16 protein-coding genes are annotated in these 21460 nt (G+C 42.4%); 9 read left to right on the top strand and 7 right to left on the bottom strand.

What is annotated here, in order from left to right:
* Nucleotides 1-22: 22 nt before the first annotated feature.
* The gene (locus MED121_RS13180) at nucleotides 23-2332 is read left to right on the top strand and encodes a PepSY domain-containing protein (protein WP_009834206.1); all 2310 of its coding nucleotides are present in this window, start codon (nucleotides 23-25) and stop codon (nucleotides 2330-2332) included.
* A gap of 106 nt (nucleotides 2333-2438) precedes the next feature.
* Here the strand turns inward: MED121_RS13180 and trpA are convergent, their stop codons facing one another.
* Nucleotides 2439-3230 carry a tryptophan synthase subunit alpha gene (gene trpA / locus MED121_RS13175; RefSeq protein ID WP_009834205.1) on the bottom strand — a complete coding sequence of 264 codons (792 nt, stop codon included), beginning with the start codon at nucleotides 3228-3230 and terminating at the stop codon, nucleotides 2439-2441.
* Nucleotides 3227-4522, bottom strand: coding sequence for a tryptophan synthase subunit beta (trpB, locus tag MED121_RS13170; protein ID WP_009834204.1), 1296 nt, complete (start codon nucleotides 4520-4522; stop codon nucleotides 3227-3229). Before trpB ends, trpA begins: the two co-directional genes overlap by 4 nt.
* A 225-nt stretch (nucleotides 4523-4747) precedes the next feature.
* On the opposite strand from trpB, the gene MED121_RS13165 reads away from it, so the two are divergent.
* Nucleotides 4748-5317: a TetR/AcrR family transcriptional regulator gene (locus MED121_RS13165; RefSeq protein WP_009834203.1), complete on the top strand. Its 570-nt coding sequence runs from the start codon at nucleotides 4748-4750 to the stop codon at nucleotides 5315-5317.
* Here MED121_RS13165 and MED121_RS13160 read toward each other — a convergent pair.
* Nucleotides 5262-6524: an MFS transporter gene (locus MED121_RS13160; protein WP_009834202.1), complete on the bottom strand. Its 1263-nt coding sequence runs from the start codon at nucleotides 6522-6524 to the stop codon at nucleotides 5262-5264. The two genes, MED121_RS13165 and MED121_RS13160, sit on opposite strands and share 56 nt — an antisense overlap.
* Nucleotides 6525-6696: 172 nt before the next feature.
* On the opposite strand from MED121_RS13160, the gene dacB reads away from it, so the two are divergent.
* Entirely contained in the window at nucleotides 6697-8187 is a 1491-nt protein-coding gene (dacB, locus tag MED121_RS13155) for a D-alanyl-D-alanine carboxypeptidase/D-alanyl-D-alanine-endopeptidase (RefSeq protein WP_009834201.1), read from the top strand.
* Between the two features lie 13 nt (nucleotides 8188-8200).
* Here the strand turns inward: dacB and MED121_RS13150 are convergent, their stop codons facing one another.
* Nucleotides 8201-9379: an MFS transporter gene (locus MED121_RS13150; protein WP_009834200.1), complete on the bottom strand. Its 1179-nt coding sequence runs from the start codon at nucleotides 9377-9379 to the stop codon at nucleotides 8201-8203.
* Between the two features lie 299 nt (nucleotides 9380-9678).
* Between MED121_RS13150 and MED121_RS13145 the strand changes: the two genes are divergently transcribed.
* Genes MED121_RS13145 through MED121_RS13125 form a run of 5 tightly spaced genes read left to right on the top strand, consistent with a single transcriptional unit; the run spans nucleotide 9679 to nucleotide 15626 of the window.
* Complete coding sequence (locus MED121_RS13145) at nucleotides 9679-10701, top strand: ABC transporter permease subunit (protein WP_036180722.1); 1023 nt, start codon at nucleotides 9679-9681, stop codon at nucleotides 10699-10701.
* A gap of 1 nt (nucleotide 10702) precedes the next feature.
* The gene (locus MED121_RS13140; RefSeq protein WP_009834198.1) at nucleotides 10703-11749 is read left to right on the top strand and encodes an ABC transporter permease subunit; all 1047 of its coding nucleotides are present in this window, start codon (nucleotides 10703-10705) and stop codon (nucleotides 11747-11749) included.
* A 22-nt stretch (nucleotides 11750-11771) separates the two neighbouring features.
* Nucleotides 11772-13589 (top strand): extracellular solute-binding protein, encoded by a 1818-nt coding sequence (locus MED121_RS13135; protein WP_009834197.1) that lies wholly within the window; start codon nucleotides 11772-11774, stop codon nucleotides 13587-13589.
* The gene (locus tag MED121_RS13130) at nucleotides 13589-14659 is read left to right on the top strand and encodes an ABC transporter ATP-binding protein (RefSeq protein WP_009834196.1); all 1071 of its coding nucleotides are present in this window, start codon (nucleotides 13589-13591) and stop codon (nucleotides 14657-14659) included. Before MED121_RS13135 ends, MED121_RS13130 begins: the two co-directional genes overlap by 1 nt.
* Nucleotides 14652-15626, top strand: coding sequence for an oligopeptide/dipeptide ABC transporter ATP-binding protein (locus MED121_RS13125; RefSeq protein ID WP_009834195.1), 975 nt, complete (start codon nucleotides 14652-14654; stop codon nucleotides 15624-15626). Before MED121_RS13130 ends, MED121_RS13125 begins: the two co-directional genes overlap by 8 nt.
* Before the next feature lie 8 nt (nucleotides 15627-15634).
* Here the strand turns inward: MED121_RS13125 and MED121_RS13120 are convergent, their stop codons facing one another.
* From MED121_RS13120 to MED121_RS13110, 3 genes are all read right to left on the bottom strand, one after another.
* Nucleotides 15635-17413, bottom strand: a complete 1779-nt coding sequence (locus MED121_RS13120; protein ID WP_009834194.1) for a cache domain-containing protein — start codon at nucleotides 17411-17413, stop codon at nucleotides 15635-15637.
* Between the two features lie 321 nt (nucleotides 17414-17734).
* Entirely contained in the window at nucleotides 17735-18556 is an 822-nt protein-coding gene (locus MED121_RS13115; RefSeq protein ID WP_009834193.1) for a hypothetical protein, read from the bottom strand.
* Nucleotides 18557-18929: 373 nt separating this feature from the next.
* Nucleotides 18930-20702, bottom strand: coding sequence for a GGDEF domain-containing protein (locus MED121_RS13110; protein WP_050764584.1), 1773 nt, complete (start codon nucleotides 20700-20702; stop codon nucleotides 18930-18932).
* A gap of 322 nt (nucleotides 20703-21024) precedes the next feature.
* On the opposite strand from MED121_RS13110, the gene MED121_RS13105 reads away from it, so the two are divergent.
* Entirely contained in the window at nucleotides 21025-21402 is a 378-nt protein-coding gene (locus tag MED121_RS13105; protein WP_036180465.1) for a hypothetical protein, read from the top strand.
* The last annotated feature ends 58 nt before the right edge of the window (nucleotides 21403-21460 follow it).

The following is a 21460-nucleotide window of genomic DNA, read 5'->3' as shown; positions in this document are numbered from 1 at the left end:
AGGCTGGCTACTAGGAGGACTTATGTCTCGTTTAATTCATACCTGGCTCGCGATTCCTGCCACCATATTTATTATTTTGATCGCCTTATCTGGCAGTATTTTATCTTTGGAGACCCTAAACGAAGCCGCAACAGCACCTAAGTTAAGTCTTGGTCAGACTTCTGTTGCGACACTTGCGGATAAAGTAAAACAAGGTTATCCAGGTGCAGAGCAGCTAACACGAACACAAAACGGGCTCTTTTTAGTCGCCTATTCAAATGATCAGGGCTATGGGGAAGACCAAATTGATCCTGTGACAGGCCTAAAAGTACAAGCCCACCAAAGGTCTGACCTTTATAACTGGATGAAAAGCTTCCACCGTTCTATGCAAATGGGAGATGCAGGCAGAATGCTGGTGGCTGTTGTTGCTTTTGCTTTACTTGCGTTGAGTATCAGTGGACTTTTGTTAATGGTTCGACGCCTTGGAGGCATCAAACATTTCTTTAAATTAGCCAAAGGCAGTACAAGTCAAAAGCTTCATATTGAATTGAGTCGTTTTGCCCTAGTCGGTAGCTTAGTTTTGACCACTACTGCTCTGTACTTAAGTGCAGCCACTTTCTCTTTGTTGCCAGAGGCAAATACCCCTGACCTTGCTTTTCCTGAATCAGTTTCTTCTGATCAAGCTTCTTTAGAGCCGTCTTTTTTAGAAGATGGAGCGAATACGCAAGCCTTACCTATCTCTCATTTACTAGCACTTAACGAAGTAGATGCCAGTGAACTTGTCAGTCTTGAATTCCCCTATGCTGATGACCCTAGCTCTGTTTACACTTTAGAGACTCAGTTTGGCCTTGGTTATATCCACCCAGAAACTGGGCATTGGTTAGATTTTCAACTTCATTCAAGTTTCTATCAAGTTAGCCAATTTATAAGTGCGCTTCACACCGGTGAAGGGATGGGGCTTTGGACACTTTTCATAGGACTGACAAGCCTGATACTGCCTATTATTGGGATAACAGGCATCATCATTTGGGTGCGTAAACGCATTAATTCAAAGGCTTTTGGACAGGCTGATAGTCTAAATTTACAAAACTATGTGCCGGCACAAGAGGCGAATATTGTTATTTTGGCAGGCAGTGAAGGTTTGAGTACTTGGCGCTTTGCTCAAGAGTTTTCACAGGCGTTAATAACGGCGGGTAACAAGGTTCATCTGAATAAAATGAATCAGGTAGAAGGCCATTATACTAATGCAACGCATGTCTTTTTTATGACATCTACCTATGGGGAAGGCCAAGCACCTTCAAGTGCGTCACTTTTCTTAGAAAAAGCGAAAGACCTTAGCTTGCCAGAGGGTTGTCAGGTCAATGTCTTAGGCTTTGGTGATAGCCAATTTACTCACTTTATTGGTTTTGCTAAGCAGGTTGATGTCTTAGTTGCCGAGAAGGGCTTTAAGCAAATGCTGCCGTTAACCGCGATTGATAAATTTTGCCAAACGAGCTTGGAAACTTGGATAGAAAACGTCTCTACCTGCCTTAATCAAAGTTTATGTTTGAAACTAGATAAGAAAAAAATCAGTCCATTTCAAATGCAACTTGTTGAGCAAAGCCATTATGGTGATGAGGTGGATGCTCCTGTTAGAATTCTGCGCTTTAAAGCGGCAACTGACCCAGAGACAGTGTTGAATCCAGCAATTGATGAGGCTTTTGCCTTAAGCTCTGATATGCCATGGCCAGAGTTTGAAGTGGGTGATCTTGTAGGCATCATGCCACCGGGTTCTGACTTTGTTCGCTATTACTCTCTGGCAAGCTGTGATCAAGATGGCATGTTAGAAATCTGTGTACGTAAACAGGTTGAAGGGGAATGTTCTGGTTTCTTACATGGCCTAAAAGAAGGGGATTCGATACAAGCCTTTATCCAAAAGAAAGCCTCTTTTAGACCCGCTCAAGATGCAAGCTCAGTCATCATGATAGGCGCAGGCACAGGAATGGCGCCGTTACAGGGTTTTATCAAACAAAACGAGAAACAAGTGCCTTATTACCTTTACTGGGGTGGCAGACTACAAAACTCGGACTTTATCTATGAGGATAATTTGAGCCAAGCTTTAGCCACATCAAAATTAAAACAGCTGCGACTCGCCTTTTCGCGATCAACTAAACCTCAATATGTGCAAAACCTATTAACCGACGATGCCAAGGATATTTCTAAACGCATTCTAGAAGGCGCTCAAATTATGGTTTGTGGTAGTAAGGTCATGGCTGATGGAGTAAGAACATCATTAGATAAGATTCTGAAACAAGAGCAGCTATCTGTTTCTGAATTAGAGCAAGCAGGACGCTATGTACAGGATGTGTATTAATAAAGGTCCTAAATTCAGATATTAAGTGCGACACTGCAATATAAGAAGCCCTGACGGTTGATACAGTCAGGGCTTTTTGTTTATGGAAAATGAGTTATTAGGTAGGTTAAGTTAATTGCGGAAAAAGCTTCGCAACCAGTGCTTTACCTGAGGCAATACCGCCTTGGTTGTAAGTGTCGAGCAAAGCTGAACCCACAATAGCTATATCCGCAAGACCTGTGAGTTCTGCTACCTGCTCTGGTGATCTGATGCCAAAACCAACGGCTAACGGAACATCCGTATGTTGGCGTATTTCAGCTAAATAGGCGACTAAATCAAACTCAGTTTGCAAGCTGGATTTTTGCCCAGTCACCCCAGAGCGACTCACGCAATACAGCATGCCAGTGGCTTGACCTGCGATCTGCTTGATACGCTCTTTTGGCATATTGGGTGTGATTAACCAAATGGCGTCCAGATTATATTCGACACAGGCGGCTTGGTATTCAGTCGCGTGCTCAATGGGTAAATCTGGCAGAATTAGCCCAGTTAAACCTTGTTCAGCTGCCTCTTTTACGAGCTTTGTAATACCAAAGCGATAAACTGGATTGAGGTAGCTCATTAGCAAAATTTTAGAGTTTGGATAATCCCGTCCTAAACGCCCAAGATCGGCTAAACATTGCTGCATTTTAGGTTCGGATTCTAATGCCTTATGACAGGCTTGAACTATGCTTGGCCCATCTGCCACTGGGTCCGAGAAAGGGAACTGAACCTCTAAGGTCTCGACGCCCATTTCAAGTAAGGTTTGCATCCATTCAAGACTGGCTCCTATGCTAGGGTAACCATAAATAACGTGCGTCATGGCCAAAGGTTGGCTTGTTAATGGCTGCTTGGCATTAATAAAGTTAGCTAACTGGCTCATGCGCTTATCTCCTTTGATAGATCCTGGGATAGATTCTTAGATAGATTCGGGTTTACATCTGACTCATGGTAGTTCTTAAGATAATCCTCTAAGAAAGGCGCAAACTCTTTATCGTCAAAGGCTTTGGCGACATTGAAAATATCTTTATCACCACGGCCAGATAAATTAATCACTATGTGCTGATCGGGTCGCATGTCTGCGGCTTCTTTAAAGGCAACCGCGAGCGCGTGTGATGACTCCAGCGCTGGAATAATGCCTTCTTTTTGCAAGAGTAATGAGCAAGCTGCTAAAACTTCTTCATCATTGGCATAGCTCATACGCACCCTTTGTGTTTCTGCCAGATGAGCAACAATTGGCGATACCCCCACATAGTCTAATCCCGCTGCGATTGAGTGTGTTTCCTGAAGCTGACCTTGGTCATCCTGTAGGAAAACGCTAGCAAAGCCTTGGGCAATACCTGCTTGGCCTAGGTTGTGTGATAAACGAATTGAGTGATCACCCATATCCATACCTCGGCCCGCCGCCTCTACACCGACCATTTCCACTTCCTTATCTTCTAAGAAAGGCGTGAATAAGCCTAATGCGTTAGAGCCACCGCCTACACAAGCATAAAGCCGATCAGGCAGTTGATCGAATTGAGCTAATGATTGGCGCTGTACTTCTTGGCCTATAACCGACTGAAAATAGGTCACCATTTCAGGGAAAGGCGCGCAGCCGCAGGCTGTACCAATCAAATAATGGCTATCTTCATAGCTAGAAGACCAGTCTCGCAACGCTTCATCTAAAGCATCTCTTAAGGTTTGCGAGCCTGTTTTGACTGGGATTACTGTGGCGCCTAACTGACGCATCCAAAAGACATTCGGGTATTGGCGTGCCACATCTTTAGCGCCCATGTAAATGGTACATTCTAACCCTAATCGAGAAGCAACCAAGGCTGTCGCGATACCATGTTGGCCCGCACCTGTTTCAGCAATGACACGTTTTTTACCCATGCGTTTAACCAATAAACCTTGGCCAATCACATTATTCATCTTGTGAGCACCTGAGTGGTTTAGGTCTTCACGTTTTAAATAAACCTGGGCGCCACCTAGATGCTGAGTGAGATTCTCACAATGAGTCAAAGGCGTCGGACGACCAGAGTACTGCTGCCATTGCTTATGCAGTTCTGCCACAAAGCTAGGATCATTCTTCGCTTCTTCAAAGGTGGTAAGAATCTGTTGCTGGCTGCTGTATAAAATCTCTGGAATATAGCTGCCGCCATATTGTCCGTAAAAGCCGTTTTCGCTTTTCATTGTGTGACCTCAAAGTGAGTGATTAATTTAACGTTCAGTTAATTAATTAACTATACCGTTTAGTTAATTTAATGTGATAATCAAATTTGGTCAAGCCCTGTCTTGATAATAATTTTGAATGAATGATTAACTAGTTGATTTAGCTTGCTTAGTTTATCTGCCTAGATAGGCAATCGTTTTTTGTGAATAGTTCTTGTGAATAGTTTTTGAGAAAAGGAAAGTGTTATGGCTCGTGGTCGCCCTTCAAAGAAGTCGCACATTATTGAAACCGCTCTGACACTGTTTAGCCGAGTGGGTTATCAAGGCACCAGTATTGATCAGGTGGTTGTGGCTGCAGAAGTCTCTAAACCCACGGTTTATAGTAATTTTTCCAGTAAACAAATTCTCTGGCATCAGGCTTTATTACGCATCTTAGAAAATGCTGAGACTGACCTTGCTGATGTCAATGATAAGGCTCAGTCGCCTTTGCAACAGTGGTTAAGAGTTTGGGATGTTTGGCTTGCTGATAAAAACCGTCTGGCGGTATACCGCATTATGTTGGGGGAGAGTCATAAGATGGAGGAGGCCAGTGTTGGCTTGTTCAAACAATTGGAGGCCTTATTTGATAAGGTGTTAGATACTGTGCTGGCTGGATTCGATAAACCGCTTAGTCCAGCGCAAATCTATGTGTTGAAAGCCACCAGTAAAGAGGCTTTGTTAATGCCCAACCTATATGAGAGTCAGGCACTAACACAAGGTGCTAATTTGTCGGCTGAGCTGACGACGCTTCTGGATTCTCTTCTGTCTCAAGATTAGCGACTTCGAACTCTCTGACTTCACGTACGCAATAAACCAAGACAGTTGGAATAATGACGGTCAAAGCGCAAAGTATGAGGACGATTTGAAAACCCAATGACTCATACAAGAAGCCTGCGACCACGATACCCAGAGGCGCAAGGCCAATCGAACCAATATGGTCATAGGCGCTAACGCGAGAAAGCATATGGCTGGGGATCGCTTGATGTAAGGTCGTTGTCCATAGAATCGAAAACATCTCCCAGCCGATTCCCCCTAGAAATGCAGCCAGCATAATCCAATGTAATTGCAGTGGCATAATTAAAGCTAAGCTAATGAAACTAAAGCTAAAAGAGGTCAAGGTAGCGACTTTCAAAGGGTGAGTGAAGCGCATATAAAATGACGCAATACCACCAACGATAGTCCCCGCACCAATGGCTGCTGCGATGAGTCCCCAATCGGCGGCGCCTCCCATCTGATCTTTTGCAACAGCAGGGCCGATCAAACCATAGACGGCTTCAACGGATGCCACAATAAAGCAGAATTGCACCACAATCACCCATAGCCATTTTCGGCTAGTAAACTCTTTCCAGCCAAGCTTGAGCTCTTGAATGATTGATTCTCCCTGACTCTTAATTTGCTTGCTTGGACGCAAACTAATCACGAGAAAAGTGGCTAGGGCAAAGGTGCCAGTGTCAATTAATAAGGTCATGCCAGCGCCAAAGGTAGCAACTAAAATACCTCCCGCGGCGGCGCCTAAGATCATAGCGCTACTACGTGCTATGCCCACAATGGCATTGGTGCCTTGTAAGTCCTTTTTCTTCACCAGTTGCGGGATTAAACCCATGGCCGCGGGTGCATGTAGGCCAAAAGCAATGCCATTGATTAGCATTAAAATAGTGAGGTTGACGATATTGGCTTGCTCAAAAATAAACAAACAGGCAATGATCAATTGAGCCAACATGGCGATAATGTCGGCAACCACTATCATGGCTTTGCGCGAAGTGCGATCAGCTATAGCGGCACCAAGCAGCATGATGATAATCGAACCTGTAATAGGCGCTGCAATGACAATGGCTGAGTCTTTGGTCGAGCCTGTTAGTTCAAGCACACCAAATGCCATGGCGATGGGTGCCATAGCCGTACCAAAAAATGAGATGAAATAGGCAATGCTTATCTTGGTAACATTGCCTTGTTTTAATAATGAAAAGATCTGTTGCTTATCCATGCAAAGTATCCAGATTCCCTAGTTAATCGAATAGGCCGTCATGTTAGTGCAGAGAAAGCGCAATAGCTAGCGCTCTCTTAGCGTTCATCTCATCTGTGTTTTAGCTAGCTAGTGGTTAAGTTCTAGGACTGCTAAGATGTTTTCTTTCAAGATTGAATGGGCAGGATGCAGAATGATTGAAGTGGTAACACAATTTAAGCAAGGGTGTTTCAAGGCGGCTTTCATCTTTCTAATCTGTTTAATTAGCATGGCTGCCCAGTCTCAAGCCCTATTAAACAATGCCCCTAAAGGCGCGCTTGTTATTACTCAGTCTGATTGGCATTCGCAAAACACCCAGTACCTTGCTAATCCTGCAAGCTTGATGAAGATATTCACTGCGACCTTGGCAACCGAAACCTTAGGCAAAAACTACCGTTTTAAAACCGAACTTGCTTATGATGAGACAAGCCTCAACCAAGGTCGATTAACAGGGCCTTTAACGCTTACGCTCACAGGTGATCCGAGTTTTACGCAAAAAGACCTACATACCTTGCTGATGACACTTGCTAAAGCGGGGGTGAAAAAGCTGGATAAGGTCGAAATTGATGCGAGCCGTTATCAAGGTCATGCTTGGAGTTTAGGGCAAGTATGGAATGATCATGGTATTTGTTTTGCCGCACCTACGAGTGCCGCCATGATCAATCGAAACTGTGTTTTTGGTAATTTGAAGGCAACAAAGCCAGGGCAGGTTGCGCATTTTTATCAAACGCCTAACTCGCCTTTAACAGTCGAAAATCAAGTGGTGACTATCGAGGCTAACAAAGCTAAAGGCTGTCAGGTGCTGCTTAAAGTATTAGGTGCTAACCACTATCGATTGACCGGTTGTATTGATGAAAAACGTAAAACCTTGCCTTTAGGATTTTCGGCAAATGAAGCGAATACCTTTTTTGCACATATTTTCATGCAAGAGCTGATTTTATTGGGGTTCGGCTCTGAGATAGAAATCAGCTTCATTGATCAAGCACCCTCTTGGCTCGCAAAAACTGATAAGAGTGTTAAGCGCATCTCGCATCATTCTGCGCCATTAACTAAGCTGGTGGCGCGTATGCTGAAAAGATCGGATAACTTGGTTGCAGATGCTTTATTTAAGGCGTCCGGTCATCAATATTTTTTAAGTGAGAACGCAGGTGCTGCCAGCTTTGAGACGCTTGATGCCTATCAAAAAGGAAGCTTGGCGCTCATGTCTTTATTAGATAAAAATCAGATAGATAGCCAAGGTTTGGTGGTACGAGATGGTTCAGGTTTATCTCGTGAAAACTTGCTGTATGCAACCAGCTTGTATCAGGTTTTGGAGCTTTGGTTATCTCATCCTAAGTTCGTTTGGTTAGTTGAGGCACTGCCTATCGCAGCACAATCCGGCACGCTAAAAAACAGAGAAAGCTTAAAACATGACATGTTAAAAGGGCGTGTTTTAGCCAAATCTGGCTCTATGCAAGGGGTGGTGAATTTAGCTGGCTTTGTGCAAGTAGCAGATGAAAATAAAGGCCTTAAATTAAGACCTTTTGTTTTTATGGTGAATCAGTTCTCTAAGTCTAAAGCGGTTAAGCCTGCCAAATTTAGTGTCGAGGAGTTATCTCTGTTTAAATTTGAGGCAGGCTTTTTAACTCAGGGCTTTAGGCCGTAATTAACGTATTCGTTTAGGCTAGTGCATTTTGTTGTTTGCTTTTATTGGTGCTGAAAAATACACAGGCCATAGCAATGATAACAGCAGGTATCATCAGCATATTTAGCATCTCCCAACCTAGGGCACTTTGCCAATAACCTGCCAACATACTGGCGATGGCAGCAAAGGCAAATACTAAAAAGTCGTTTAAGCCTTGAACCTTAGCCTTGTCACTTGGTTGGTAGGTTTTGCTTAGCAAGTTGGTGGCGCCAATAAAGGTAAAGTTCCAACCGACACCTAACATCACTAGGGCAAAGAAGAAGTGCCAATAGGTGATGCCGAACTGGTTGAGTATCAAGGCAGCTAATAAGAACAAACAACCTGCTTGAATTACCTTAGTCGTGCCAAAACGGGCAATCAGTTTGCCGGTAAAGAGAGAAGGGACGAACATGCCTAACACATGCCATTGGATAACACTGGCGGTGCTACCAAAATCAAAGCCACAACCTTGCATGGCAAGGGGTGTGGCTGTCATCACTAAGACCATGACGCCATAACCGATAACACCGGCAACCACAGCAGCGATTAAATCTGGCTGGCTTAAAAGCTCAAGATAAGATCTGGGTGTGCCAGATTGCTCTTCTAAGGTTGGTTTTTTTAAAGGTAATAAAGCAACCAAGATAGTGGTGCTGATATAAAGGATAATTAACGCGGCAAAAGCCCCAATATATTGGGTATCAGGCACTAAAAACTCAGCCCAAACAGCAAGGTTAGGGCCTAAGAAAGCGGCGAGAATTCCCCCTGCCATGATCAAACTAATGGCCTGCGGGGCTTTGCCTTCAGGGCAGTTGTCTATCGCTGCAAAGCGATATTGTTGGCCTACACCTATCGCCACCCCGAGTAAAAAGGTCGAGCTTGAGAAAAGCGCGAAATGATTGATGGAAAGTGAGTAGTAAGCGAGAAATGCGCCAGCAACGCCAATCAAGTTACCGATTAAAAATACACGCTTACGACCAAGATGACGCATCAGTAATGCAGCAGGTAAGGTAACACCCATTAAACCAAGGAATTGAAGTGCAATGGGTAAGGTGGCTAAAGCAAGATTTGGGCTGAGTTTATGACCAATCAGGGCAGTCACTGAGACCAATAAAATATTCCCCGTAATTAACAGGGCCTGACCTAAGGCTAACCCCCAAACACTGATCCCCAACATACACTCATCCTTTTATGTGACTTTTACATAAGCTTATTACTAAGAGTTATCATCATAATGCAAAAGCTCTCTTGTTAGGGAAAAGTTTCGATGAAAATAATGCAAGAAAACCAACGCAAGATTCAGCTTGTTCCTAAGAAATAACAAAGCTTTTTACCTTATTTATTTTTTCCTTCCTATTATTTAGAAGATATCTCTTATTCGGTGTTTTCTTTACTCTGTTAGTGCTTCGTTATCCCGGCTGAATGAGGTAAGTTAGGACTAAGATTAACTTTAAGTCTTTGTTATGAGGTATGTATTTGCAGGCTTATTTCTTTCGTCGTATGTTGCTCATCATTCCGACTTTTATCGGAGTGACGCTTTTGGTCTTTGCCATGACACGCTTTGTGCCTGGTGGTCCAGTGGAGCGTATGATTGCGCAAATGCAGCAGCAAACCCAAGATGGTGGCCGCGCGGTTAACTCTCAAATTTCTCAAACCCTATCTCAAGATCAAATCGATGAACTGAATGCTTTTTATGGATTAGACAAACCTGTTATAGCTGCGTATTGGGACTGGCTAAATCGCTTGGTCCGTTTAGATCTTGGTGAATCCAGTCGTTATTATGAACCCGTGTGGGACATGATAGTTGAACGTCTTCCCATCTCTTTATTTTATGGTTTCTGGACCTTTATTATCAGTTATTTGGTTTCTATTCCCTTGGGGGTATTAAAGGCCCTGAAACATGGCGGCAAGATGGATAATGTCAGCTCTGTGATAATATTCACAGGCTATGCCTTACCTAACTATGTTGTCGCTGTTCTCTTAATAAGTGTCTTCTCTTTTCAACTTGAGTGGCTGCCTATGGGTGGCTTTGTGGGGGATGATTTTGATTATTTAGATTTCTGGGACAAGGTCTGGAATATTACTCAACATGCAGTTTTACCGATGATTTGTTATGTCATAGGGGATTTTGCCATTCTTACTATGACAATGAAGAACAGCCTGTTAGAAAATCTAGCGGCAGATTATGTGAAAACAGCCATGGCAAAAGGTTTGTCATTTAAACAGGCGGTGACACGGCATGCCTTTCGTAACAGTGTCATCCCGATCGCGAGCCATCTAGGCAATGTGGTGTCTGTGTTTGTGGCAGGTTCTTTTTTGATTGAGGTGGTATTCGATATCGATGGCATTGGCTTGCTAGGTTATGACGCGCTGATGGAGCGGGACTATCCTGTGGTGATGGGGATATTAGCCGTGTCTTCTATCTTGTTGATGTTAGGGAATATCTTGTCAGATCTGTGTGTGGCTTTGGTTGACCCTAGAGTGAAGTTTGGAGCCTAAGGTGTTTAGTATTAATCCGCTCACTCAAAAAAAATTAACGCGCTTTCGTCAGATAAAGCGTAGTTACTATTCTTTTATTCTTCTCTCCTTGTTGATTCTGCTGTCTTGTATTGCAGAAGTCTTTGTTAACAGCAAAGCCCTCATGGTGAGCTATCAAGGCCAATGGTATTTCCCCACCTACACAGGAGTGAATGTTGGGGAAGACTTTGGATTAGATTACGCCTATGAGGTGGATTATCGAGTGTTAGCAAAAAAGTTTTCCGAGGAAGATCAAGGGGATTGGGTGATTATGCCGCCTGTGCCTTGGAATGCGTTCGAGCAAGACTTTGATGGTATTAATTACCCACCTAACCCTCCATCTTGGCAAGATAGCCATTATCTAGGTACCGATGTATTAGGTCGAGATGTGGTGGCACGTTTGGTTTATGGCTTTCGTATCGCCATTTGGTTTGCCCTATTAACCCTTACCTTGTGTTATAGCATAGGCGTCGTGATCGGCTGTGTAATGGGTTACATGGGTGGCAAGTTTGACCTCTTTATGCAACGGGGCATAGAGATCTGGTCTATGGTGCCTTTCTTGTATGTCATCATGATTCTGGTTTCGATTATTCAACCTAGTTTCTTTCTCTTTGTCTTGATCAATGTGATGTTTGGTTGGATGGGCATTACTTGGTATATGCGTACGCTCACCTATAAGGAAAAAGCACGAGAATATGTGCAAGCCGCTAGGGCCCAAGGGGCAGGTTTGTGGCGTATTATTTTGAAACACATTTTACCCAATACCATGGTGATGATAGTGACTTTAGCGCCTTTTGGTGTGGTGGCTAACATTAGTGCTTTAACCGCATTGGATTATTTAGGCTTAGGTTTAATGCCTCCTACCCCTAGCTGGGGAGACTTACTGCAGCAGGGGAAATCGAATATGGATGCCTACTGGATAGGCGCCTCTGTTGTGAGTGCCATTGTCTTGGTATTAACCATGGTGACCTTTATCGGAGAAGGGGTGAGAGAAGCCTTTGATCCAAAAAAATATACTCGTTATCGTTAATTTCTTACTAAGGAATAAAGGTATGAAAACAATGACTTTTTTACGGGCTAGTCTGAAAACAAGCTTAGGTGCTTTGCTTTTATCTAGCTTGGCTCAGGCGACGACCTTACCCGCTAACCTTAATTGGACATCTGGCCCTGATGCGCCGCTTTTCGCAGATAAAAATGCGAAACAAGGTGGTGTTTATAATTTGCGCTTAAGCACCTTTCCGCTGACATTTCGTACTATAGGGCCTGACTCAAACGGATCCTTTCGACCTTTCTTATTAGATGGTCAGCCGGGGCTGTTACAGATGCACCCAAATACTCGTGAGTATTTACCTTCACTGGCCACCGAATGGGCCTTTGATGATGACCAAAAGACGGTGTATTTCAAACTAGATAAAACTGCCCGCTGGTCAGACGGTGCTGATATTAGCTCGGCTGATTTTGAGTTCTTATTTGACTATATGCGCAGCGATAACGCCAAAGCGCCTTGGTATAAGGACTATTACACTAATAGCATCACAGGGATCACGGTTTATGACGAGGATACCTTTGCTCTGCATTCGGCTGATAGGTTGCCTCAAGATGATTTAATAGCGCGTTTGGGCGTCACACCCAGACCCAAGCACTTTTACCCAGATGGTTTGCCGGAAAACTTTATTAAACGCTATAACTGGAAAGCGGAACCCGTTACTGGACCTTATATCTTAGGTAAGGTTAAAAAGGGTAAGTCCATTGAGTTTGTGAAGGTGAAAGACTGGTGGGGATATAACAATCCTTATTATCAAAATCGTTATAACGTGGACAGAGTGAGATTAAAGATCATTCGTGACCAAGATGTGGCTATGAAGCATTTTGAAAAAGGCAGCATTGATGCTTTTTCCATGATATTACCTGGCGTTTGGCATAACCAAGGTAAGGGGCCACTTTATGATAAGGGCTTTATTGAAAAGTCTTGGTTGTTTAATGATACCCCTCAAGGTGCTACCGGAGTGTGGTTAAACCTTGAAAACCCTTTAATGCAAGATGCCAATGTGCGTAAAGGTATCGCTTACTCTATTAATGTGGATAAGATGATAGAGACCGCCTTATTTGGGGATTATGTCCATCTGCAAAGCTTTGGCTCAGGGAAAGGGATTTATGATCACCCTACTATGAAGGCAAAGCCTTTTGACCCTAAGCTGGCAGCTGAATACTTTGCTAAAGCAGGTTATGACTCATTAGGTCGTGATGGTATTAGGATAAATGCCCAAGGTGAACGTCTTGTATTAGTCATGAACTACTCTTGGAAGGCTCATTCTGCAAGAACGGCTGTATTAAGAGAAGAGGCGAAAAAGGCGGGACTAGACTTACAATTAAATCTGGTTGAAGGGGCAACGGGCTTTAAAGCGGCTCTTGAGAAAAAGCACCAAGCGGTGTTTCAAGGTATGGGGTCAGGGATGAAACCTGCGTATTGGCAGTATTTCCATTCTGCTAATGCTAAACCACAGACCAATAACTTTACCAACTATCAAGACCCAGAAATGGATAAACTGATCGATGCCTACGATAGCGAATTTAATGTTGAGAAAAAGGCTAAGTTCTCCCATCAAATTCAAGAAAAAATCATGGCCTGTGATTGTTTTATCCCTACCTATTCAGTGCCTTACACTCGTCTAGCTCATTGGCGTTATGTGCGTTTACCGGTCTCTTTAGGCGTTGGCTTAAGTACGGCCTTAGCAGATGAATCTGGTTTTGAATATGGTTTGTTTTGGCTGGATGAAGAGACGAAAAAAGAGACACTTGAAGCGAAAAAATCAGGGCAGAGCTTTCCCGCGGTTAACAGAGTTGAAAAGCTCGGAGTGGAATCCCTTTAATGAGTCATCGCCATGAGCAAAAACTGTTAGATGCATCATTAGATACCAAGATGATACAAGCAGAGCATATCCTTAGGGTAGAGAAACTGGCTGTCAGCTTTGAAACGGACTCTGGCCCTGTCGCTGTATTAGACGATGTGAGCTTTAGCGTAAAAAAAGGCCAAACCTTGGGTCTGGTAGGCGAATCCGGTTGCGGTAAAAGTGTCACAGCTGCCAGCATTATGGGGCTCTTGCCACAGCCATATGGCAAGGTGGTGGGCGGCGATATCTTGTATCAAGGTAATTCAATTACCGCACTCAGTTTGCCAGAGCGCTATGCTTTGCGTGGTAATCGTATTTCTATGATTTTCCAAGAGCCTATGACAGCCTTGAATCCCGTGCACACGATTGGTAGACAGCTAAGTGAAGTGTATGAGCTGCATAAACCTGAGTTAAATAAAAAGGCGCGTAAAGCATCAGCCATAGCCATGCTAAATAAGGTGGGTATTGCTGAACCTGAGATACGTTTTGATCTTTATCCTCATCAATTATCTGGTGGCATGAGACAGCGAGTGATGATAGCAATGGCCTTGGCCTGTGAGCCAGATATCTTGATTGCTGATGAGCCAACAACGGCGCTGGATGTCACCATACAGGCTCAGATTCTTGAGCTTATGGGTGACCTGCAGGCTGAAACAGGCATGGCGATTATCTTTATCACTCATGATCTTGGTGTGGTTGCTGAAATGTGTGATCAAGTTGTCGTTATGTATGCGGGCAACGTGGTGGAGCACACAGATGCATTCACTTTATTTGAGTCCCCAAGCCACCCCTATACCCAAGGGTTAATGCAGTCTATGCCTAGGCTAGACGCACCAAGTAAAACTCAGTTAAAAGCCATACCTGGCAATGTGCCTAGCTTGTCACTTATGCCAAAGGGGTGTCGTTTTAGTAATCGATGTGAATTTAGCACCTCACAATGTGAGGCATCAAAACCAGAGTTAGAGGCTTATCATAACCCTAACTTAGGCTCGCATTCAGAGACTCATTTAGTGCGTTGTTTTCATTTAGAGGATGTCAACAATGCCTGAAACCTTATTAGAGGTTCGTCATCTCAGTCAGCACATTAAACTGTCAGATTCTTGGTTTTCAAAAGCCAGTTATTTATATGCGGTAGATGACGTGTCCTTCAGCTTAAAAGCGGGTGAAACCCTTGGGCTGGTGGGTGAGTCTGGCTGTGGCAAAAGTACCTTAGCTCGCAGCATACTGAAATTGATGGAACCAAGTGCTGGTCAAATTCTGTTTAAAGGGCAGGATATAACCCAGTATACAGGGAAGCAAATGGTCTCATTACGTAAAGAAATGCAGATTATCTTCCAAGACCCTATGGATAGTTTAAATGGACGCCATACAGTGGGGGCGATTTTACAAGAACCTTTTGAAATCCACCAAATGGGTGATGCTAAACAAAGACGGCAATGGGTTGAGGATTTGCTGCTTAAGGTAGGCTTGCCGGTTGAGGCCATGGATAAGTACCCTCATGAATTCTCAGGGGGGCAAAAACAAAGGATAGGCATTGCTAGAGCTATCGCTCTTAAGCCTAAAGTGATTGTCTGTGATGAAGCAGTATCTGCTTTGGATATGTCGGTGCAAGCTCAGATCATGAACTTGTTATTAAGCTTGCAGCAAGAGATGCAATTGGCCCTTATTTTTATTGCCCATGATTTGTCTGTGGTAAAGCATATCTCAGATAGAGTGGCGGTAATGTACCTTGGTAAAATTGTTGAGTTAACGAGCGCACAACGTCTTTATGAGAAGCCCTTGCATCCTTATAGTCAGGCATTGATCTCTGCGATACCTGTTGCAGATCCGAGAAAACGCAAAGCGCGACAAGTGCTACAAGGGGATGTGCCTTCTGCGATTAACAGACCCCAAGGCTGTCACTTTGCTGGCCGTTGTCCTAAGGTCATGGCAAAATGCGAGCAAATAGCACCAAAGTTAAGTGATATCAAAGATCTTGAATTTGAGCACAAAATTGCTTGTCATCTTATTGAGTGACAGGCAATTTAGTCTTTGCCAACAATAAAGCCAATTAACGCAAGCAGTAGTGCACTTAATAGCATGATGGCGAAAATAAGATAGGTATATTCATAAATTGAAGCGAAAGCCTCTTCCTCATCAATTTCTGAAACTATGGCCCAATTGAAATTCTCGAAACTAACTCTGTCATAAGATGCGAGCACTGTGTGTCCATGGTAGTCCACGATGAGTTCAGCGCCGCTAATTCCTTCTAATGCTTTCCTAATGATGAGGTTGTCGATGCCATTCTCTTCTACTGTTCCTGATAAACTTGCTTTGACACTGTGTTTGATAGGGTCTAAGTAAGAGTTACTGCGCATCTTAAAGTCCTCGCCAACTAAAATACTTTCGCCTGTTTCTCCCATTCCCTTGCGGTTATCCATGATATTGGTAATGCCTTCCGTTGGCATTTCCAGTGCGATATATAACATGGTTGCCCCTTTACTATCTTTAATGGGCTGAGCAATAAAAGCAGCGGGTGTATCGCTGGGGATATAAGCGGCAAAGTCTACAAAAGCATAATGCCCTGTTTTGGCCGTTTCTCTGATTGCTTGGGCTAGATTGGTGTTGGCAAAGGGCCCATTAAATATGTTGGTTTGATAAGCGTCATCTTTCTTTACAGAGTAAAAGATATGACCATCAGGTTGGATTAAAAAGAGGTCGTAATAACCATAGTGCTCAATGTAATTCTCATAGTAATCTTTGCCGCGAGAGGTGGTTGGGTTGAGAGCCTCAGCGACATTAATTTCTGAAATTAACGCCCAGTGATGGTCTTTATCTAATTCGATATAATCCCAATGACTAAGCACAGGCTGGTTCTTTTTACCCATGATAATGCCTGTGCCTCTGTGCTTTGAAAGCCCCTCTATTACCGCTTTTGTTTGTACTTTATTTTGATTGGCGAAGGAGGATTCAATCGAATACTTTTCGGGAGTAGAGAACGAGTCTGAACGCATTAGATGGTCTTGCCCTACCAAATAGGATTCACCACTCCTCCCCATACCTATTCTATGACCTAGGATTTCATTGATTTTTTCAATGGGTTGCTGATAAGCAATATAGCCAATACGTTCACCTTCGAGGGTGACAGGTTTTATTCCAAATGCGGCAGGCGTATCATTACTGGGTTTGTAAGCCAGATAGTCGGCAAACTGGATTTTGTCATCGGGTCCTGATTTAGCAGCGTTAAAGGCGAAATTAAACGAGCTTTGTGTTAGGTCCTTGCTGAGGTTTTGGCCTAAGTCACTTTCTCTAATAACAGAGTAAATAATATCTCCCTCTAAATTAATGAGGAAGAAGTCATACCAACCAAATAACGCTAATAAATTATTATAATCTTTGTCATGTTGATCTAAGAGTTCTCCCCATCTAATGGGATTATCAAAAGCTTGGTTTATTTCTATTAGGTGGTTTTTGACGCTCTGCTGCGAGGCTAAAAAATGCAATTGAGCGTTATTGGCTTTCAAATAGTCTTGGATTTGAGCCTTCTTAAGATCCTGAGTGTTGGCTAACTTGGCAAATGCTTGTGAGCTCAGGGTGTTGGCGGTATCCCTAAGCACAATGAGGTCACTTTTTCTTTCTTTAAAGTAATCCAGTATGGCTTGTTTCTTGATTTGGTTAATGGCGGTTAGTTGATTGTAAACCTTTTGCTTTATATCTTGGGTACCGCTGTAGGTTGCAATTAGGCTAACTAAAACCATTGGAAGTAGGCCAATAATGACGAACAGTAAGGTGAATTTTAATCTGGATTTGACCCCTATTTTCATAACCTTTTCCTTTAAAATTTGATCAAGACTCTCTTTCTAGAAATGCTATGGATAATCAAGTTAGTAATACCTACTGTGTAGGGTAAGCAGAAAATATGCAGATAGCATGAAGGTATCAGTCGAACTTAATTGTAGATGGTTTTTATTAAATATGAGCCGCTTTCGTTTGATCCTGTTCGGAGGCTCACTTAACTGGCTAATTTCTTGTCTTTAATCACATAAATTAATTTATGTTTATTGATTTGAAGGGGTGTTTTGCCTGTTGTAGTTTATGCAGTGGACAACAGGCAATAGGATAAACTGTTTTTATGGTAGGTTATTTTAGGCGGATTTTTTTATTTCTGATTGGCCAACAATGGCTTCAATATCGCTAAGCGATTGTTTGAATTCAGCCAAGAAGGAGTTAGGAAGCGGTCTTATGCCGTCTTTAGAAAGGGTGGCAAGCTTGTGTTGTTGATGGGTGAAAATGATATCTTTTTGATATTCTTTTGAGGTCAGGCCTTTTTTAATGTTGCGATTGTGCTTATTCAGAATTTCTTTATAGATGGTTGATTCAATTTCTTCTAATTCTGCTGCACTAATCATAATTCTTGAAAGGCCTAAGCTAACAGGCGCATCAGAATTTATGAGCTGTTTTTTTAACGAATCTTCAATGCGCTTGTTTAGTTCAGATTCAGGATGGAAGTTATAAAAACTTTGTCCTTTAAAAATAAACTTATTGCCCTCTTGAAGGTTAATAATTCCCAAAATTTCCAAGCTTCTTAGGTAAGGGTAAACACTGAGTTCATCTAAACCATACTCTTCTAATAATTGAGGGAAATTATCAGACTTAAACCTAAGTTCACGATAAAAATCGTATAGTTCAGGGTAGCGGATGAAGATTTCATCTTGTGTTTTGCTGAAGAGCGTTAATTTTGAGTTCTCAAGTTCAAAGGCCAAATCATGCACTTCTTCTAAGCTGGTTTTTGCCGCTTGGCAATAGGTTAGTAGCCTTTCAAGTGCAATATTTGGGTTGTGAAGGTGACGCTTAAGGGTTGAAAGGGGGGTATCTAATTCTTTTGCTAGATTGGGGTAAGTTAAGCCATTACGCTTAATTTGAGTCCTCAATGCTAATAAAATGTATTCTGGGTTAGCTGGTCGCATGATTCCTTCCTGTTTTCTTTCTTTCTATTGCTTATATCTCATATTTACTAATATTAATAAAAAATTGTTTCAAATAATTTATCAATAAGGTTTTTTTCAAGCATCTCAGTTTACACACATTTGTAGGCAAACTGCGACACTTTATTGTGATTAATGATATATGCATTGCTTATAAGCAATTGTTTAAAGCAATAAAGAGGTTATTTCAGAAGCTTAAAAGAGAGAAGATATTAAGAAGGAAAGCACTAAACGAGTGCATTTTTGAATAAAATCAATGAGTTCTCATATCGCGTCAAAGTGACGCCTTGTTTGTCACTTTTCCCATATACCTTAAAAGAGCAGACAAAGAAGAGGTGACTTAATCGCAGTTTCCTTAGCAACATAAGGAAGTATCTGACGGTCGACCTTTTGTTAAGTCGTATAAAAGGCAGATATTGCCTCCTTGTTTCTTCGCGACTTTTTTGGCTTTTGCTGCAATTTCGGCAACCTGCAAATGGTTTTCACATTGGTTGGGTTCTAGTTGAACCACGCCAATAGCCAAGCTTAAAAGGCTATGAAAACTCATCTCACCATGTCTGTCTAATGCATACACCCCGCCAGCTTCAAGCTGTTCATTATCATAGTGTTGCTTCACTTCGGCTTCAAATTCGGTAAGAATTTTTTGACAGCTTTTTTGCCAACTATCATCTGAGAAAACCACTACAAAATCATCGCCACCTATATGAGAGATAAAGTGGCCCGCCTGATTAATATGCTTTTCAATCAGTGCTCCGACCAACTTAATGACTTCATCACCTTTGGCATAACCACAGACATCGTTAAAAGGTTTGAAGTGATTAAGGTCAAAGTAGGCAATATAAAACCCTTGTTTGGCATGCATTCTTTCATCAATTTCTTGGTTTAAGGGTACGTTACCAGGTAATAGTGTGAGCGGGTTGGAGTAAGTGGCATTTTGTATCTTAAGCTCTGTAATGCGCTTTAACAGGTCTTTCAGGCTACCCATGCCAAGATACTCTCCTTGTTGGGTAATAATGATTTCATTATTTAAACTTGTCGCATCTTGATTGGTTAATTGCATAGATACGGTGGACAGGCTGATGTGGCTTTCCACAATTAAAGCGTCTTCTGTCAGCATTTGACTGACATCGGTATTTTCATAGAGAGCTCTACCATAGGGTGTTGAAAAGAGCTCATGTAACTGACTACGACGGATTACACCTATGGGTTTATTATTTTGTAGGATGGGAATGGCCATTACTTCGGGTGCTTGACGAAACACAAGGCTAGCCGTTTTTAATTCATCTCCCACATTGAGTGTAGGGCTGAATTTGGACAAGGACATAACACTGTCACGGACGTGTTTTTGAAAGCGTCGACGGCTAAGGATTACGTTAAGTATATTGCTTTCATTTTCTGTCGGTATAGGCGTGGGTCTGCCTAATAAATACCCCTGACCTTTTTTGACGCCTAATTTAATTAACTGCTCTAGTTCATCTGATGTTTCAATCCCTTCGGCGATAATATCGCAACCCAGTCGATTGCCAATCGCTACCATGGCTCTGACAAACTCTTTTTTGACGGCATCTTGGTCAATGTTTTGGATAAAGTGCTTATCAATTTTCACAATTTCTGGTTGTATCTCAGACCAAAGCTGTAAGCCTGAATAGCCAACGCCTAAATCATCGATGGCAACCTTGAATCCCATTTTTCGGTAATGCTCTATCGTTGCATGGGATAGCCCATCATGTTCAAACTTATGTTGTTCAGAAAGTTCCATCACTATGTTATGTTGGGCAATGTTGAGCCTATCTAATATGGCAAGTGTCATGCCTTTTTGGTGCTCTGGTGAGCCTAATAAAGATGCGCTGACATTGAGAAATAATTTGCCAGGTAGAGCTAATTCAGCAAATTTTATAATGGCTTTTTCTCGGCACATTATTTCTAGTTGATGCAGTTTTTTATGTTCCTCTGCTAGGGTAAAAAGCTGCAAAGGAGAGTGTAGCGAGGAATTTTTGGGGCCGCGGGTGAGTGCTTCATGACCATATAATTCACCAGAATTAAGATCAAAAATCGGTTGGAAATAAGGTGTAATAGCCTGATTAGCCAAGATTTTTGTAAGTTCACTCGTGTGTTCTAACCTTTGCATTTCCTTCCCCGCTGATAACACAAGGCGTAGTTGCCCATGACATAATTGAAGATTAGGACAGTTTGATGACATTTAGATGACAAGGGTCTTGATTCAGGGGCCAGTGAATAATACTTGTTCGGCATTTCAGAAAAAGTGTCATCCGGTGTTGTCCCTTTCGAAAGGTGTCTCCACTGGCTGGTTTTTAATAAAAGCTAAGGTTCGTTCAATTTAGAGCTAAATGCGTTTTAATCGGCCATCATTATGCAGTAAGTGTGATAATTTAGTTGCTTAAGAAGGTGCTTAAGAATAGTTTTTGGGATTGCTTTGATATAGGACACTTATGATATTCAGTTACTTTAAAAATCTATCAAATGGTATTTTAATTTTATGGTGTTACCTGATTTGGTACCTAGTAATGGCAAGTCTTTACTTTGCCCCTGATGTAAGGCTTTGGGGAAATTCGATGGGGGTTGCAGTTATTGTCGGTACTGCCCTCATTCTAGCAACGGGGCCGCTAAATCTAACGCGAATTAGAACTCAGTTCTTTCAAGTGATGCGCTTAGTCTTATGCCCATTTTTTGTTTCAAGCTTTTCGGCCTTAACCAAAGGCAAGGGCTTTTTTCTTGTGTTTTCGCCCGTTATGCTGGAAAACCTTACTGCCGTTATCGCTTGCTTAATCTTTGTTATTGTTGCCAAGCTAGCTAAAAAATACGCTTAATAAGCGCTCTTTTTATTTCAAATAAAGCCCAAATTTGGCTCTGTTTATTGCGGAGCGT

It is taken from the genome of Marinomonas sp. MED121, assembly GCF_000153025.1.
In the GTDB taxonomy this organism is placed as follows: domain Bacteria; phylum Pseudomonadota; class Gammaproteobacteria; order Pseudomonadales; family Marinomonadaceae; genus Marinomonas.
This window is presented reverse-complemented; position numbering and strand designations above follow the sequence as displayed.